Annotated in this window: 18 protein-coding genes; 15 read left to right on the top strand and 3 right to left on the bottom strand. The window is 34.3% G+C overall.

From position 1 onward, the window contains the following. The first annotated feature begins 253 nt into the window (after positions 1–253). From AC4FQ3_RS15385 to AC4FQ3_RS15320, 14 genes are all read left to right on the top strand, one after another. Positions 254–2116 (top strand): tyrosinase family protein, encoded by a 1863-nt coding sequence (locus AC4FQ3_RS15385; RefSeq protein ID WP_491182399.1) that lies wholly within the window; start codon positions 254–256, stop codon positions 2114–2116. A 14-nt stretch (positions 2117–2130) separates the two neighbouring features. Beyond that, positions 2131–2880 carry a copper chaperone gene (locus AC4FQ3_RS15380; protein ID WP_491182398.1) on the top strand — a complete coding sequence of 250 codons (750 nt, stop codon included), beginning with the start codon at positions 2131–2133 and terminating at the stop codon, positions 2878–2880. Positions 2881–3401: 521 nt separating this feature from the next. Continuing rightward, positions 3402–4058 (top strand): hypothetical protein, encoded by a 657-nt coding sequence (locus AC4FQ3_RS15375; RefSeq protein ID WP_491182397.1) that lies wholly within the window; start codon positions 3402–3404, stop codon positions 4056–4058. A 36-nt stretch (positions 4059–4094) separates the two neighbouring features. Next, on the top strand, positions 4095–4271 hold the full coding sequence (locus AC4FQ3_RS15370) for a DUF1843 domain-containing protein (RefSeq protein WP_073395694.1): 177 nt from the start codon (positions 4095–4097) through the stop codon (positions 4269–4271). A gap of 74 nt (positions 4272–4345) precedes the next feature. Then, positions 4346–4522: a DUF1843 domain-containing protein gene (locus tag AC4FQ3_RS15365; RefSeq protein WP_073395697.1), complete on the top strand. Its 177-nt coding sequence runs from the start codon at positions 4346–4348 to the stop codon at positions 4520–4522. An 84-nt stretch (positions 4523–4606) separates the two neighbouring features. Continuing rightward, positions 4607–4777, top strand: coding sequence for a DUF1843 domain-containing protein (locus AC4FQ3_RS15360; RefSeq protein WP_073395700.1), 171 nt, complete (start codon positions 4607–4609; stop codon positions 4775–4777). Positions 4778–4855: 78 nt separating this feature from the next. Next, positions 4856–6286, top strand: a complete 1431-nt coding sequence (locus AC4FQ3_RS15355) for a radical SAM protein (protein ID WP_491182396.1) — start codon at positions 4856–4858, stop codon at positions 6284–6286. Between the two features lie 2 nt (positions 6287–6288). Beyond that, a complete protein-coding gene (locus AC4FQ3_RS15350) occupies positions 6289–6861 on the top strand; it encodes a class I SAM-dependent methyltransferase (protein ID WP_052483707.1) in 573 nt (190 codons plus the stop codon). A gap of 63 nt (positions 6862–6924) precedes the next feature. Next, positions 6925–7737 carry a hypothetical protein gene (locus AC4FQ3_RS15345; RefSeq protein WP_491182395.1) on the top strand — a complete coding sequence of 271 codons (813 nt, stop codon included), beginning with the start codon at positions 6925–6927 and terminating at the stop codon, positions 7735–7737. A 38-nt stretch (positions 7738–7775) separates the two neighbouring features. After that, a complete protein-coding gene (locus AC4FQ3_RS15340; RefSeq protein ID WP_491182394.1) occupies positions 7776–8993 on the top strand; it encodes a hypothetical protein in 1218 nt (405 codons plus the stop codon). 7 nt (positions 8994–9000) lie between these two features. Further along, positions 9001–9912 (top strand): glycosyltransferase family 2 protein, encoded by a 912-nt coding sequence (locus AC4FQ3_RS15335; RefSeq protein WP_491182393.1) that lies wholly within the window; start codon positions 9001–9003, stop codon positions 9910–9912. Positions 9913–9923: 11 nt separating this feature from the next. Further along, a complete protein-coding gene (locus AC4FQ3_RS15330) occupies positions 9924–11120 on the top strand; it encodes a phenylacetate--CoA ligase family protein (RefSeq protein ID WP_491182392.1) in 1197 nt (398 codons plus the stop codon). 318 nt (positions 11121–11438) lie between these two features. Continuing rightward, entirely contained in the window at positions 11439–11852 is a 414-nt protein-coding gene (locus tag AC4FQ3_RS15325) for a DUF1842 domain-containing protein (protein WP_491182391.1), read from the top strand. A 151-nt stretch (positions 11853–12003) separates the two neighbouring features. Then, the gene (locus AC4FQ3_RS15320) at positions 12004–13485 is read left to right on the top strand and encodes a hypothetical protein (protein WP_491182390.1); all 1482 of its coding nucleotides are present in this window, start codon (positions 12004–12006) and stop codon (positions 13483–13485) included. A 53-nt stretch (positions 13486–13538) separates the two neighbouring features. Here AC4FQ3_RS15320 and AC4FQ3_RS15315 read toward each other — a convergent pair whose 3' ends face one another. Together AC4FQ3_RS15315 and AC4FQ3_RS15310 are read right to left on the bottom strand one after the other, a co-directional pair. Further along, positions 13539–14198, bottom strand: a complete 660-nt coding sequence (locus AC4FQ3_RS15315) for a SanA/YdcF family protein (protein WP_463459781.1) — start codon at positions 14196–14198, stop codon at positions 13539–13541. Between the two features lie 143 nt (positions 14199–14341). Continuing rightward, a complete protein-coding gene (locus AC4FQ3_RS15310) occupies positions 14342–16369 on the bottom strand; it encodes a M3 family metallopeptidase (RefSeq protein WP_491182389.1) in 2028 nt (675 codons plus the stop codon). Between the two features lie 220 nt (positions 16370–16589). Between AC4FQ3_RS15310 and AC4FQ3_RS15305 the strand changes: the two genes are divergently transcribed. Continuing rightward, positions 16590–17258: a hypothetical protein gene (locus AC4FQ3_RS15305; protein ID WP_491182388.1), complete on the top strand. Its 669-nt coding sequence runs from the start codon at positions 16590–16592 to the stop codon at positions 17256–17258. 178 nt (positions 17259–17436) lie between these two features. On the opposite strand, the gene purE is transcribed toward AC4FQ3_RS15305, so the two are convergent. Continuing rightward, entirely contained in the window at positions 17437–17922 is a 486-nt protein-coding gene (gene purE / locus AC4FQ3_RS15300) for a 5-(carboxyamino)imidazole ribonucleotide mutase (RefSeq protein WP_491182387.1), read from the bottom strand. Positions 17923–17940 lie beyond the last annotated feature (18 nt).

The following is a 17940-nucleotide window of genomic DNA, read 5'->3' as shown; positions in this document are numbered from 1 at the left end:
TAGTCTTATGTATTGTTTTTTGTGTTTTATGACAAAGAATCTTCTTTCTGTAACATTTTCCTAATTAAATCTGTAGTTCTAAAATAGCTTTGGGTATAAATTTTTAAAATTATTTTTTAATATCCTCATTATTAATAAATAATCAAGTCGTGGAGCAGAACCCACTTAAAAAACGAACTGTTTCGCTCAGTAAAATGCGAAGGTGTCATCTGAAAAGCCTTATGAGTAAGACAAATAATTAAATCATTAAGATATGAATTCATTTATTGGAAAATGGGTAGATCAACAAAATGTGTTAATCACAATTACCGGATCTAAAACTAGCATTAGTGTAGCTTACGGCAACGGACGCGGCCCCTTTCAAGGTACTCTAAACGCTTCTAATCCATCAGTAATTACCGTAAACTTTACGGATGATGGAGGAAATAAAACAGGTACGCTGTCAAATAACAATTCTGATATAAATTGGGATAATGGGACAACTTGGAAACAACTAGTTTATTTAAGAAAAAATGCATGGGATGACAACAACGGTGGGCAATTTATAGATAAGTCTGGCAATTATACCGACCTTTATTGGTATGCAAAAGCTGTTAAGGTAATGCAATCCCGCCCAATAAGCGATCCTACCAGCTGGTGGTTTTATGCTGCAATTCATGGTGAATTACTATTGCCAGGATCTTTATATCCAAAGCCATACCAATATCTAAACTGGAAGAATGTTAACTACATAGGAGCTGCTGCAAATTTAAGTGTGGTTCCATCCAATGCATTAACAACTATTTTTTGGGATCAATGTCAGCATGGTACCTGGTTTTTCCCTCCTTGGCACAGAGGTTATTTGGTAGCACTCGAAAATATTCTTCGTACTATTATATCTCAATTAAATGGGCCTTCGGACTGGGCATTGCCCTATTGGAATTATCTAAACCAATCTACTGTCTATATTGAATCTCATATCCCTCCAGCATTTACTGTCGCTGTTTTACCGGATAACACACCAAACCCTTTGTATGTACCTGAGCGTTATGGATCTAATGTACAAGTAGGTAATGGAGAGAATTCAGCAAATGATCAATGCCAATGGGATACTATTTACAGCGAAGGGGCTGCTCCTGCACAAATTGGAGCAGGTGATTTAAATGGCTATTTTTATGGCGGTGGAGAAACCGGATTTTCACATAGCGGTTCAGAGACTGGAGATCTTGAGCAGAATCCTCATAATTTCGTTCATGGTATGGTAGGTGGACAAAATGCTGCGGGACAAATAGGTTTGATGGGTGTGCCGGCAACAGCTGGGCTCGACCCTATATTTTTCTTGCATCATTCTAATATTGACCGTATGTGGGATGCCTGGAATGTAACAGGACAGAATAACAATCCTTCGGATGTAAATTGGCTGGCAGGACCAACTGCTAATGGCAATTCACAATTTGCTATGCCTTTGGATGCACAGGGTACTGCCTGGTATTACACACCTGCAGATGTTCAAACGACAAATAATTTGAAGTATAACGGATCTTATTATTCTTATACATATAGCGATCTCTCTTTAACTTCTTATGACACAATTCAACCGGGTTTTTTGAAAGAGAACTTATCTCTTAGATTAAATAAACTGAGTGCGATAAATTTAGAAACAGGAATTAAGATGGCTAGTAAACAAAATAATGAATTAGTTGGAGCAAGCAGTGGTTCAATTACATTAAAGGATAAAGAAACCAAAGCTACTGTTCAATTGGATAATACGGCGTGGAAATCAGTAAAGAATAGTCTTTTAAAAGCTTCTGTCTCTAATATCCCCGATGAGGTGTATCTTCAGTTAGAAGGTGTAAAAGGAGGTGCTGACTCCAATTTTCTTTCAGTTTATGTAAATAATACATTTATTAAGTCTGTTTCTCTTTTTGGACTCCTTGGTGCATCTCTTAAAAATACGGCTCATGGCGGTGCAGGACTTACTTTTAAATTCAATATCACAAGTATTGTTGACGAATTACATCTGGAGAGTGCTATTGATATTAATTCACTAGATGTTCAAATAAAGAGTAAAGATGCCCCTATCGATGGTGATGAAATCACAGTAGAGCGAATAGGCATTTACCGTTCAGGGCAATAAGTCAAAAAAGACATATGAAACTTTCACAAAACAAGCGTATTGCAATTAATTTAGTATTTATCAGCATTTTTGTCTGGACATTACTTTTGGTAAACCCTGGACATATTATGGCAATGAAATACTGTCATGTATTTGCTTCATGTCCCTCTGCAACATCATTTCAGATGTTGCTTGAGATGAAGCTTTTTTCGGCGCAATTAATTGGTTGGGGGCTTATGGTGGTTGCAATGATGCTTCCTAAATTAATTCTGCCCATTCAGTTTATTTACCAGCAGAGCTTCAAACGCTATCGTTTTTTGTGTTCTTTATTATTTGTGTTTGGCTATATATTAGTATGGATGGTTGCTGGTGTTTTTATGATAGAAATAATAATGGGTGTTAACCTTTTACTACCCATGTCCTATATGCCTGCATTTGTATTGTTTGTTATTGCACTAGTATGGGAGATTTCGCCAATAAAGCAGCGGTTTTTAAACCTCGGTCATGATCATCGAATTCTGTCAGCCTTTGGATGGAAGGCCTTTAGGGATTCATTATTTTTTGGACTTACCCACGGTGTTTGGTGCATTGGTTCTGGATGGGCATTGATGTTATTTCCTATGCTTTTACCCAAAGGACACAATTTAGCGATGTTGGTTGTAACTTTTATTATGATTAGTGAGCACCTGGAATATCCAAGATTCCCTAAGTGGCTCTTGATTCCTCGTATGAAATTATTAAGAATCATTGTTGTGCAAACAAGAATCAGATTGATGAGCTTTTGATTTTATAGAGCCTAAACCCAGAATCCACATTATTACTTCAATTAGAATTTCCTTCGAGAACTAATACTCCTTTTTATATTAAAATTAGATGTATTAGTTCATGGGGGCTATTCTATTGGTATTCACTGAACTTTGTTTTCTGTATTTGGTTTTTAAATGCTGATAATGAGTATTTTATGATGAAAAAACGACTCGTGTTAATTTTTAAGGCTCTCATACATAATAATCCCCCTCTTATATCATTTTTTTATTCCAGGCTTTATTTCTGACATAATTTTACTACAGAAAATAAAAAATAACACCATTTGTTTTCAGGATTTGTTTCTAATTGATCTCTCATAAGAAAATCTTAATCAGTTGATATGATTTATAAAAGTTTGTTAGATGAGAAAGACAAATTATAAGGAAACAACAAAATTTAGAAAGTGGAGCAGAAACCACTTAAAAAACGAACTGTTTCGCACAGTAAAATGCGAAGGCGGATCTGAAAAGCCAAATGAGTAGGACTAAAACTAATTGTTATGCAACCAATACCTGTAAAAGTTAAAAATGTTAATGTATATCCTTATGTCGAATGGCATGGAGGAGGAGTTGGACCTGTAATTCTTCCGGTTATCGAAGGAGCCAGCGGAACTTATGCTGTTGGAACACTTATTATGTCTGTATTCTATAATCTTGACCTTAATGTCACCGAAAAACCTAAGCTGGGCATTCACCAAAGATATGTAGCAATGGGCGAAACAGAAGACGGAACTCCTTTTACGACTCCGTGGATGTATTGCACAAACGCAAGCAATCAGCCGGAATTTGGAAGAACTATTACACTTAATCAGCCAAACTCTGAAGCAAATAGCGTAGGAAGTGTGCCTCCTTATATTACACTTGGTCCGCTTACGGATATTACAGTAAGTCAGTTATTTCCACCGCCGGCAATTGGGCAAATATTGCTTATTGAAAGTGGTTCCGGAAATGTTATCGCGACAAGAACCGGCACGCCTCACGAAATGGGGGTTGAAGTAAAAGGCGGTAAACGTTTCGGAAACTTATCGGCAGGAGCAAAAAACATCATTATTACCGGAAAAAACCAGGACGGAAAAACAGTAACGATGGGTGATTTAACTTGTTTAGATCCAAATGAACCGGCAATTTTCATACGCCAGTTTGGACCTTTTAATTAAAACAATAATCAAATATTAATCATAAAAATAAAAATTATGGGAGTAATGATGCCATATGGCGCCGCCATTAGAGAAGCTTTGGCTTCGAACGATCTAACAAAGATGGAAGCTATTGCCGAACAAGCAAAACAAACAATAAAACAACAAGGAGATCTTACTGCAGCATACTTAGAATTGATTGAAGCAATTGCTGCACTAAAAACTAAAAAATAGTTGTGTTGTCTTGTAGAAATAAAGGTGTATCCGAAAAACCTAAAAGAGTAGGAATAATTTAAAACACAAATATCATGGGATTTATACCAATGTACGGAGTGGCGATTCGGGATGCAATCGCTTCAAACGATTTATCTAAAATGGAAGCTATTGCAGAACAGGCCAAACAAACCGTAAAGGAACAAGGGGATTTAAGTGCTGCTTTGGTAGAATTGCTGGATGCAATTGATGCTTTAAAAAATAAAAGATAAAAAAATAACGAGCTGTCTTGTTAAGTAAAACAAGGGTGTATCCGAAAAACCTTAAGAGTAGGAATAACTTAAAACAACAATATTATGGGAGTAACAATGCTTTACGCAGCAGGAATCAGAGAGGCGATTGCTTCAAATGATTTAGAAAAAATGAAAGCAGTAGCCGAACAGGCGAAACAAACTGTAAGAGAACAAGGAGACTTAAGCTCAGCATTGATAGAATTGTTAGAAGCAATTGAATCATTGAGAAAGTAATCTAAAAAAGACGGTTTATTAAGATTCGCTTTTTAAACCGTTTTTTTAAATAATGACCAAACCCTAAATAAAATTAAGATGGATACGATTAAGACTTCAACACGATACAGAGTAAGAGACGATTATAAAACTGCCACGCCGGTTCATGTAGTATGGGAAATTACTTTAGCCTGTAATTTAAAATGCTCGCATTGCGGATCAAGAGCTGGAAAAGTAAGGCCTGGTGAATTAACGACAGAACAATGTTTCGGAGTTATTGATAGTCTTAAACGTCTTGGTACAAGAGAAATTACAATTATTGGCGGCGAGGCTTTTTTAAGAAAAGACTGGCTGGAAATTATAGAAAGAATAAGTCAAAGCGGTATTGAATGTTCGATGCAGTCCGGAGCATACAATTTAAATGAAGAAAGAATTATTGATGCCAAAAAAGCAGGAATCAGAAACATTGGTGTTTCTATTGATGGATTACCGGATACACATAATAAAATCAGAGGAAGAAGAGATTCATTCGAACATGTAATTCATTGTCTTCAGCTGTTAAAAAAGCACAATATTCCATCAAGTGTAAATACTGTAATTACAAAAACCAATAAAAATGAACTGAATGAATTATTGGAGGTTCTGATTGAGAATGGTGTTAGAAACTGGCAAATACAACTCGCCGTAGCAATGGGAAATGCCGTTGATAATTCAGATGAATTGATTTTACAGCCTTACGAATTAAATGATTTTTACGAAAATCTTATTGTAATCTACAGAAAAGCATTAGCCAATAATGTTTTAATACAAGCAGGAAATAACATTGGATATTTTGGTCCATACGAACATATCTGGAGACAAGGCAATGAAAAATATTACACAGGATGTTCAGCAGGACATACCGGAATTGGTATCGAAGCCGACGGTAAAATTAAAGGCTGCCCGTCATTACCAACAAACGCATATACCGGAGGAAATGTAAAAGACATGGATCTCGAAGATATCTGGAAATACAGTGAAGAAATGGTTTTTTCCAGATATAGAAATAAAGAAGAATTATGGGGAGGCTGCAAAGGCTGTTATTATGAATCTTCATGCCTGGCCGGCTGCACCTGGACAAGTCATGTGTTGTTTGGCAAAAGAGGAAACAATCCGTTTTGTCATTACCGTGCTTTAGAATTAAAAAAGAAAGGTCTTAGAGAACGTATCAGAAAAACACAAGAAGCGCCCGGACTTTCTTTTGATCAGGGACTTTTTGAGATTATTGTTGAAAATGAAAAGGGAGAAATTGTAGAAATACAATCTCCAAACGATACTACTGTACTTCCTGTTTCGAATATTGCAGACAGAACTCCAAGAATTCCCAAAGCACTTAAATTATGCAATGGTTGTGATAATTATGTGTATGAAGAAGAAACTACCTGCAGCTTTTGTAATGCCGATGTTCAGAAAGTAAATGATGAATATGCCATTAAAATGGAAAGAGCAAAACGATCGCTGGAGAAACTCGAATTATTAATGATGAAATAATTATGGAACTACTTAAAAAAATTCAATCAGAAATTGACCAGTATTCGAATACTATTGAAGACAATTTAAGTCTGCCGGATATTACCATTAAATACGGTCTTAATTCATACAGATACGGGTCTTCCAGTTTTTTGGATGATCTTTTTGATCCTATTCAAATAACTCATGAAACGGTTTTTTATGATTTGGGTTCAGGTTACGGAAATATCATTTTATACGGAGCGGTAAAATATCCGGAAGCAAAATTTATTGGAATTGAAATTCTGGAAGAACGAAATCAGGTTTGTATGGATTTAATAGAAAAAGAACAAATACCAAATGTTGCCGCAATTACAGGCGATATTTTAAAAACTGATATTTCTGACGGTACTGTTTTTTACCTCTATAATCCTCTTTTTAATTTTCAATACAAAACATTATTAGATAAGCTATATCAGATTTCATTAAACAAAAATATAGTTGTAATCGCTGAGTCCCGATGCAATTTTTTTGATGAAGCCCACTGGTTAGAACAATACCATCTTAAGGATATTGATGTGATTAGAAAAATCAAATATTATCGCTCTAAACCTTGAGATCAGACTAATAAATATCAAAAGGAAAATAAAATAGTAACCAATTTAAAACCCAAAATAATCATGACCAATTTAAGTTCTATTATTCTTCCTGTTCTTCAGGGAATGGAAGAATCCCATTTAAAAGACCAATTACTAAAATTCCTGCCTAATCAGGAAGAATCATTTTCAAAAATTGAAAAAAGTTTTAATCAGCTTACTTCAAAAGTGCAGGATAAGGAAAGATTACAGCGCTTTTTTCATAGTTGGAGCCAGACCAATAACAGCGCCATGACCGTTGCAGGAATTAGCAACCGTATGACAATGCTGGTTCATAAAAACCAACCCATTGCAGACGAAAAAGCGTTATTGCATTCTATCACAAGTTTAAACAGAATTGTAGATGAAGATTTGGCAGTTGTGGGCAGAATTCTGCATTCTCAAATGTTTTATACCATGGCAACGACTATTTGTACAGATGATGACTGGCTTTCGCGTAAATATTTAAACCAAAGCGCTTGTGATTTTAAAGCATGGAAAGATCAAAATTCGTTACGAAATAAGGATATTATGATCGCATTATTGACCACTTTGATTCATGAAATTTATACGCATGGCGAAGTAGAATTGATACTTCCAAAATTTCAATCATGGCTGCTGAACGACTACGGTTTTTCTGAAGAAGAATGTGATAAAACATTGGCGTGGATCAGTGTTCATTGTGGTCCAACTGAAAAAAATCATTTCTTTTTTGCCGTTAATTCAATCTTTCATTATGCCAAAGCAATGAATGTTAATCTTGAAGCGTACGATTTAGAAGTAATTATTAAAGATTATTTGGCTAAAAAATCGGCTGTAATGCAAGATCTTTTAGAAGTTGAAGAATTGAGTTTTTAAAAATAAAATTATTACCAGAAAGAAATTCCCAAGTCATTATGTTTAAAATTAAGTTGCAGCAAAATCACGCCGAAAAACAAGAAAAATGGAATCAGTTATTTTCAAAATATTTTCAGAAAGAGACAGGATTAAATGGCGATTATTTTGCCAGTTCTTCTGTAACGCTATCTTCAGAATATAGTGAGGAAATGAATCAATTGTGTTCTATTTTGAATAAGGCTTGTACGGCAATTGTTGTGAATTATTTTGAAGATGAGAGGATTCGGAAATACTATCAGCTTGATGATGACCTGGAAACTTTATTGAAAAAAAGTAATAATGCAGCATTCAATCAGGGTTTTTATCGCCCTGATTTTTTATATGACAAAAACGATCATCCTAAAATTTGCGAGATAGGCGCCCGATATCCTTTAAACGGCTGGATGATTAGTTATTATTTGCAATTAATAAACAATCAGACAACTGCCAATAAAGATAAAACAGAAAATAATTTAGAAAATCTTATTGACGATTTATACAATCAATTTGTTCCTCATCAAAAAATAGCTCTCCTTCATGATGATGAAAAAGGAACAGAGATTTTTTATCTGCAAAAGGAATTGGCAAAACTCAAAATCGAATTAATCTCTGCAAAACCTCAGGATTTAATTCTTTCAAATGATTCGATATATGTAAATGGAGAACCGGTTTCGCAATTTATATTAGAAATGGATCGGGAAGAATTAAAAAAAATAAAACCAGAAGTGCTGGATAAGCTCATCGACGAAAAGTCATACTTTAATGATATTCGAACTTTAATTTTAATTCATGATAAAAGAGTTTTGGCTGTCATGTACGATGCTCCAATTATGAATGATTATTTAAGCAAAGAAGATTATGGCTTTTTGCAAAAGTATCTCATTCCGAGTTTTGTGATTACAGAACCTTCCGGCTGCGACATTTTTATAAATGGCGAGGAGAATTTGATTTTAAAATTAAACAGTGGAGGAAGAGGCATTGGTGCGTATGTTAAAAAAGATTGTACAACCCAGAAGTGGGAAAAAATTATTAGACAAAACTGGAATAAATACCTGATTCAGCATTTTGTTGACCAGCAAGAATTTACCGATGTCGAAAATAATCGTCAGATTCATTTAGTAGGCATGTTATTGTGCAAAGACGATAAAAATTATGGATCCGGTTTATTTCGTGGTTCAGACGAAACGGTGGTAAATGTGCATCAGGGGCGAGCTTTGATTTATCCAATTTTAGACTAATAAATCTATGAAACATACAGTTATTATACCGCTTTATAACAAGGAGGAATATATATGGGATACAATTCGTTCGCTGGCTTTTCAGGAAAAAAAAGCATCGCAAATTATTATAATTGATGACTGCAGTACAGATGAAAGCCTATTTTATCTGGAAGATGCAATATCATTTTTTGCACCGCAATTTTTACAGACAGATGTTCAAATTATTGAATTAAAAGAAAATAAAGGTCCCGGTAATGCAAGAAATATTGGTATAGAACTGGCAACCGGAGAACTTATTAGTTTTCTGGATGCCGATGATTCTTATACTTTTTCGTGTTTAAGCGAGGTTGATTCCATTATGCAAAACGAAAATATAGATGTTTTAATACTTGGTATTCTATTGTTTCCATCTGAATATTATCTGCCAAAAATTAAATCGTTCGAGTCAGAATTGGTTGCTCTTTCTGATGAATTGTTTTTGATACCCAATATATTGAATACCATTAGTTCGCCGGATTTTATTATGGGAGTTGGCAGCAATGTTGTCATTCGCAAAAAAAAGCTGAAACACATTCGCTATGAGACAAATGTTTCCTTAAATGAAGGCATTGATTTTTGGTATCGTGTTTTAAAAAGTAATAAAAACGCGATGGTTGGCTTACTGAATAAAGCCTGTATTGAAGTAAGAGAAGTAAAAGGAAGTTTATCCCGCCAGAATTATACGAATTGGAAACAATTAGAAATTCCGGTTTCTGTAAAACGATATCAAAAAAGTGCTAATCTATACGATCAGCAATTAATGGGAATGTTGTCTCAACGCTGGTTGGAGCACGCAATGGAACGATTGCCTTCGTTGCGGCAAAAAGCGTTATTTATTTTGCATCATTTCAGGATCTTAATTAGAAATCGCTATTATTTCAAAAAAAGAAATAAATAAACCCATCAATTATGTATTCAGCTTGTATTTCTTCAGAAATAGATAATTCAGTATTGCAGGAATATTTTGAATTAGCCAGAAAGAATCCTTTATACATCGAATTTTACAAAGGAAATGATCTGGCAACCGAAGCACCAATGCTCAGTAAAAAAGAATTGATGCCGATTTTAGATACCAATTTTAAACTTCAGGAAGAAAAAACAGGTGTTTATTTGGTTCGCTCGGGCGGAAGTACGCAAAAGCCTTTGGTTTTTCCGGTTGATATACAGGAAAATCAAAAGCAACGCCTCGCCTTGGCAGAAGAACTAACCAGAAACAATTTCTTTACTTCTAAAACGATCGCTTTGAATATTTTTGGTTATTCAGATATGTACCGCACAGCCGCCATAATGGATGATATTTTAGAAAAATGCCAGGCGACAACATTAGCGTTAAGTTCACATGCAAGTTATACTGATATGGAACAGGCGGCTCATTATTTTAAACCTGATTTTATAATGGGAACGCCATCAAAATTATTATGTTTTGCACAATTTTTAGAAGCGAACAATAAAAAATTAGCGATAGAAAACTTATTTTATGCAGGCGAATTTTTAAGGCCAAATGTTCAAAAGCTTTTACAAAAAGTATTCGGTTTTCAGCAAATATATTCGATGTACGGTTCTGCCGAAACCGGAATTTGGGCGTGGTCAAATTTTACTAAAAATCCATCTTTGTTTTCAGTTATTAAAGGTATTATCGTCGAAATTATCAACCCTGATCAGGACGGATATGGAACAATTGCTGTTACGAATACTTTCCGCAAAAGATTTCCGGTTTTTAGATATGCAATTGGCGATTTGGGGAGATGGGTTGAGGTAAATGGAAAATCATTTTTAGAATTAAAATCCAGGGAAACGAAATCTTTTATCGTTTGTGAACAACACTTTGATTTAGACGAATTTCTTTCTGTTACTACTGAAGCAGATGCTTTTCAAATTCAATTATCTACCAATGAAAGTTTTAAGGAAGTTGTTAGGCTTTTAATCGTACAACATATCTCTACAAATAAAAGAGAGGATTATATTCAGGAAAAATCTTCAGAATTAAAAAAACTACTACACTACGATAAAAGATTTATGGAAGTGGAAGTTCTGCTTGTCACCGCTTCAGAATTGTACACAGATCCCAATACAACTAAAACCCCAATGTTGTTGGATTTAAGATAAACGGTCTTTTTCTGAAATTTTCATTTTATAAGTTTTCAAAATTTTTATTCCACATATTATTCGCTTCATGGATAAAAAAACCTGTCTCATGACATTTTTTTATTCATGATTTCATCTGCATTGTAATTTTAATCATGAAAATAAAAATGACAGTAGAAATACATAACTGTGCAGATAATTTTTGAACCAGAAAAATGGGTTTGTTACAAAAACATACTTTGAAAAACAAAATGAAGGTGGAGCAGAAACCACTAAAATAAACGAGGCGGTTTCTGAAAAGCCTTACGAGTAAGAAAAAAACACCAAAAAACTATCACCATGGAAAATTTATTAGAAGGAGCTTATTTAGCAGAAGGCACAATCGGAAATGTTGGAATGCCAGGCGCTCCAATTGCAACATTTAGTTTAGTAGTAGTACCATCACAACATACAGTGTCTGGTACAGTAGTTATTACACAGGCTGTAAACGGTCCTGATAGTCATATCGTTGTTTCTGTAAAAGGAAAAATATATGCAACCGGATTTGGACAATTTACTCAGGTAGTTAGTTTACACGGACAATATGTTCAGTCTTTCCCACCTCCGGCACTTGGTGCTTTCTTAGCTGATTTTGATGCTCATTTTGCTATCGATAACGCATGGAACGGAACTGGAGGATTTTCATATTTCAAACACCAAATTGAAAATGTACCTGTGGCAGCAGCAAAAAAATTACAAGAACAATTGGCATAAAAACCAATTCTATCTAAAAAATAATTCTGATTAAAAGGCTCGTCTGTTTTAGGCGGCCTTTTTTGTTAAGTATTTTTCTTTTAGAAAATCTTAAAAATATCTATTTCATCTACAATTATTCTGTCCTCAATAATTAATCACCAAAAACAAAATGAAAAGAAAACCGATTATAATTAGTTTATTAGTTGTTTTCATAATAGCAGCGGTTACATTGTTTTTTTTCAATAAGGAAAAAATAATGGAAAAGCTTGGAGTTTCTTCCAGCTATACCGCTTCAGCAACTGATTCATGTGATTGCGAAACCAGCTGGTTTCCGCACGAGCAAACCCCGGCACCGTCAGAAGGTGATGGAAGTCCGTTTGATAATGCATCTACAACAAATTGTGATTTTCATCAATGGTCGTGGCAAAAGTTTTTGTGGGTTACAAAACCACTACCAAGCGGAAATCCATTCTTTTTAGACTCTCTGGATTTAGTAAGTCCGCAAATGGAAGATGTTGTACCGCAGTTGGGTATGAAACTAACGCTGAGTTCTATCAACCAGGCAGGATCTCACGGTGTTTTGCGTTCTAATCCTAAATTTAATAATGCTGCAGATACGGTATATTATTCCATTCACGTTAATGCGCTGCTAAAAGACAAAGCAGTTACAATGGCGTCGTTAATCAACAGTAAAAAGTTACCTGTTTCTAACTCAGAGACATTTCCTGTTGGGGCTTTAGAATTAAAAGTTTCGTGGATTAATATAGATGCAATTGCAAAAGCGCAGCAACAAAATTATTTTACAACTAAAGCCGCTGTTCTAAACAGCAACGGACAATATGTCGAAAAAACCATGGCCTTATTAGGCATGCACGTAGTAGGAGTTGTAAAAAATCATCCTGAATTTATCTGGGCAACTTTTGAACATCAGGATATGGCGCCTGTTTACGATAAAAAGAATAATTCGGTAACTTCTGCAAATGAAAAGCTATTTTACGAAAAAGGAACAACTACAGGTTTAGATGGTATAACATGGATTAAAAAAGGAACTTCACCCGTAGTTTCTAATAAAGCATTTATCCTTTATGAATATGGAGTGCCAAGGGATTTAAAAACCGGAAATTTTATGGCGACAAGCCAAAAAGAACCTGATAATTTTAATAACATAGACAATATCAATAAGTGTGTTGCGGCGAATTTGAAAGATGTTTTTAGAAATTATTTCTACAATGGTTCGATCTGGTTAAATTTTGATGGTGTTTCTCCTGAAAATCAAGTAAAAGCAATTGTTACAAGAGATATTTCAAGTGCGCTTCCTGATTCACTAGCCAGAGGCTCGGTTAATTTGTCAAACATTACTATGGAAACCTACACCCAGGCTTCTCAAAAAGATATACATGCCATCAATAATAGTAATTTGGTAAATTGCCTTTCTTGCCATACATCTGCAAACTTTGATAAAACCAGACCAGGCAAATCTCCTTTGTTTTTAAGCCATTTATTTGGAGATTATTTATTGTTTACCAAACCACCAACAAATGTTAGTGCTAAAAACGCAAATAATTTAAGCAACTCAAGAGCAAAACGTATTGAAGAAATCGAAGCATTGAAAATAAAACAGTTTGAAGAATTTATTAATTCAAAAAAATAAAAGGCTCACTAATTCAAAAAAAATCCGGAGTAATTTTACTTCGGATTTTTTGTTTATCGTTTATCTTCTTTAGAATAATTTGAAGGTCCATTGATATTAATTGGATTTCCTAAAAAACGAGGTTCCCGATTTCTTAAAACATCAAAAAAGGATTTAAAAACAGAAAGATATTCTCTAAAAGTAACATATTTGTATCCCAAATATTCTCCGTTGTTGGCAGAGTAACCAACCGATTTTATTCCGAGTTTTTGTCCGATATAAATGGCACGGTTTAAATGATATTCCTGAGAAATTAATGTTGCTTTTTTAATTTTAAAAATATGTTTTGCCCGGTACATTGTCGAATAAGTATCGAAACCTGCATAATCGATGAATATTTTTGTTGTGTCAACGCCATGTGAAAAACAGTAATTTTTCATGACAGTTAACTCATCATATTCTTGACGTCCATTATCTCCCGAAAGCAAAATTTTATTAATTCTTTTTGCTTTATACAATAAAATTCCGGCGTCAAGTCGGTCTTTTAAATATTTGCTTGGCTGATTTCCGTTTATTCCTGCACCAAAAATAATTCCGACATCATTTTTCGGGAATCTTTTCAGTGAATAAGAAATGTGTTTTTTAGTCGAAGATTTCACATATATATTTACAGCTATAATCGAAATTAATCCAAGAATAAAAAGATAAAGAATTGGTTTTAGATATTTTTTCAAAATACAGTTTTTGTAAGATTAAATTTAAAAAAAAACACGAATATAAGTGAATTTATAGATAAAAAATTCCATCAAAAATAAATAAAAAAAGCCGAAGCAAATCTTCGGCCTTAATCTAAAATCTAAAATCAGAAATCTAAAATTTACAATAACCCTGCTCTTTTTAATAAAGCTTCCGGTTTTGGTTCCTGACCTCTAAAACGTTTGTATAAAGTCATTGGGTGTTCTGTGCCTCCTTTAGAAAGTACATTTTCTTTGAATTTCGTAGCAACCTCAGCATTGAAAATTCCTTTTTCCTGAAAATATTCAAAAGCATCTGCATCCAGAACTTCTGCCCATTTGTAGCTGTAATATCCAGAAGAATATCCGCCTTGAAAAATATGTGAAAAAGCCGTACTCATTGCATTTTCTTTTACATCAGGATACAATTGCGTATTGGCAAATTGTTCTGTTTCAAAAGATTTTAAATCGGTTATGCTTGTTGGATCTTGCCCGTGCCATGCCATATCTAATAATCCAAAACTCAACTGACGCAAAGTTGCCATTCCTTCCTGAAAACTGGCACTTTCCTTGATTTTCTGCACATATTCAATCGGAATAATTTCTCCGGTTTCATAATGATTGGCAAACAAAGCCAAAGCTTCCGGCTCGTAACACCAGTTTTCCATAATCTGACTTGGTAATTCTACAAAATCCCAGTAAACAGAAGTTCCTGATAAACTCGGATAGGTTGTGTTTGCCAGCATTCCGTGTAAACCGTGACCAAATTCGTGAAATAAAGTTGTCACTTCATTAAAAGTCAATAAAGATGGTTTTGTTTCTGTAGGTTTTGTAAAATTACAAACGTTAGAAATATGCGGTCTTTCGTTTACGCCGTCTTTTATAGATTGAGATTTGAATGAAGTCATCCATGCACCGTTTCTTTTTCCTTTTCTTGGGAAGAAATCGGCATAGAAAACCGAAACTAAATTGTTTTCAGCATCTGTTACTTCATAAGTAGTAACTTCTTCGTGGTATTTATCAATGTCAAAAACTTCCGTAAAAGTTAATCCGTATAATTTTTGGGCAACTGTAAAAGCGCCGTCTAAAACTTTTTCTAATTGAAAATAAGGCTTTAGTTTTTCATCATCTAAATTAAAAAGCTTTTGTTTTAATTTTTCAGAATAATAAGCGCCGTCCCATTTTTCAAGCTGTTCAATTCCGTCCAGTTTTTTAGCGAAAGCGGTTAATTCAGCAAATTCTTTTTGAGCTGCAGGTTTTGCTTTTGCTAGTAAATCATTTAAGAAAGAGAAAACTTTTTCAGGGCTTTGCGCCATTCTTTCTTCCAAAACAAAATGGGCGTGTGTTTTGTATCCTAATAAATTAGCTCTTTCAAAACGTAATTTTGCAATTTTTAAAACATTTTGCTGATTGTCATATTCATTGTTCTGAAAAGATCTTGCGCCAAAAGCAATCGCCATTTTTTTACGCAATTCGCGATTATCCGCATAAGTCAAAAACGGAACGTAACTTGGATGATCCAACGTAAAAATCCAGCCTTCTTTTCCTTTTTCTTTCGCCAATAATCTTGCTGCTTCAATTGTTCCTTCTGGTAATCCGGCTAGATCATTTTCATTTGTCAAATGCAATTCGAAAGCATTGGTTTCTGCCAAAACATTCTCGCCAAATTGTAAACTCAATTTTGATAATTCTTTATCGATTTCTCTTAATAGATCCTTTTTGTCTTCCGGTAAATTGGCTCCGTTTCTCGAAAAGCTTTTGTATTTTTTGTCTAAAAGCGTAGTTTGTTCCGGAGTTAAATTCAGGCTTTCTTTTTGATCGTAAACGGTTTTTATTTTTGCAAATAAAGCAGCATTTAGCGTAATGTCATTTCCGAATTCTGATAACAAAGGCGAAACTTCCTGAGCGATTTTCTGCATTTCGTCATTCGTTTCTGCCGAATTTAGATTAAAGAAAACACTTGAAAGACGATCTAAAATATCTCCGGCAAAATCCATTGCGACAACTGTATTTTCAAAAGTTGGAGTTTCAGGATTATTTACGATAGCATCGATTTCGGCTTTAGCCAAAGCAATTCCTTCGTTGAAAGCCGGAACATAATCTTCGATTTTAATTTGCGAAAAAGGTGCTGTGTTATGTTTGGTATTAAATTTTGAAAGTAAAACGTTCATTATGATGTAATTATTTTTATTAATTGAAGTCAATATTTTTGAATTCCAAAGATAGCAATTTATAAAAATCTAATCATCTATACAAAATGAATTGGCAGCATAAAATCCTCTTAAATTGTGTTATAGATATGTTATTTATTACTGCATGCGGTTTTAAAAGCGTAAATTGAAAAAATCGATTAGAATTATAAAACGCTGATCATAATTAAAATAAAAAACAATGAACTATCAAATTGCAATAAAGAATATAGATACTGTTAATGAAGTAGAAGGATATTGGTCTGATCAGGATTTTATTCAGTTACTGGGAAAATTCAATTATCCTGATGGCGCAATAGCGGAGAAAAGCAGTTTGCCGGAATTATTAGAAATGGCCATTTCTGATTATGAGCCAAATGAAGCAGCGGCAATAGTGCTGGATTATAAATTGGGAGATCAATTGAGCGAAGGGCAGATTGAGCAAATATCAAATAATATGTTGATCGATAAAGTTTGTGAAGAATATCCGGAAATACACATGCAAGGAATTTTGTTTAATGTAAATCAATTGCTTTTTAAAGCTTACAACGGAAAATTTCCAAATGCAAAAGCGTCGGTTGTTCATTTTTCAATGACTCCAATGGATGGTGAACTAAGAAAATTGACAGCGGAAAATGTCCTGAAATTATTGAACAATGGTTTGTCTGACAGAAATCTGATAAAAAGATTGTTTGAAAATCAAATATCTCAAAACATTCCATTTCCTGAAGCCGAAGCTATTATATGGGAATTGACAACAGAAGATAATGTAAATTATAATCTGGTTACTTCAGAAAACTGGATAAATAAAGAAGACATAACTGAATATGAGTTTGAGTCTGTTCTGGAGGATATTGAAGAAGAAGCATAATTAAAAAAGATTCTAAAAACACAAAGGCTTCCGTAATGGGAAGCCTTTGTGTTGAAATATCCATATTGTATTTTATCCTGCAAGGTTTTCAAAACCTTGTAGGTATTTTGAAGTTTTAAATTCGATTTCTATAATTAAACCTACAAGGTTTTGAAAACCTTGCAGGAACCGTAACTTCTTATTTCTTTAAACCTTCTGCCGCTTTATTAACAGCTGCTTTCAATTCTTCTTTGTATACAATAATAGTATCAAGTACTTTTTTATCGTGACTTCCAATAATTTGTGCTGCTAGAATTCCGGCATTTTTTGCCCCGTTTAGTGCAACAGTCGCTACAGGAACGCCGCCCGGCATTTGCAGAATCGATAAAACCGAATCCCAGCCATCAATAGAATTGCTTGATTTTACCGGAACTCCAATTACAGGAAGCGGTGACATTGAAGCGACCATTCCTGGTAAATGTGCAGCTCCGCCAGCTCCGGCAATAATTACCGAAATTCCGCGAGTGTGTGCATTTTTACTAAAATCGAATAATTTTTCCGGCGTTCTGTGTGCCGAAACGATATCTACTTCAACTTCAATATTAAATTGTTTTAATATGTCGATGGCATCCTGCATGACTGGCATGTCTGAGATACTTCCCATTATGATGGCTACTTTGCTCATTTGTTTTTTGTTTTGTTT

This window comes from Flavobacterium sp. AK-345 (genome assembly GCF_058310175.1).
Note: the sequence above shows the minus strand (reverse complement) of the source record. Positions and strands in the feature narration are given on the sequence as shown.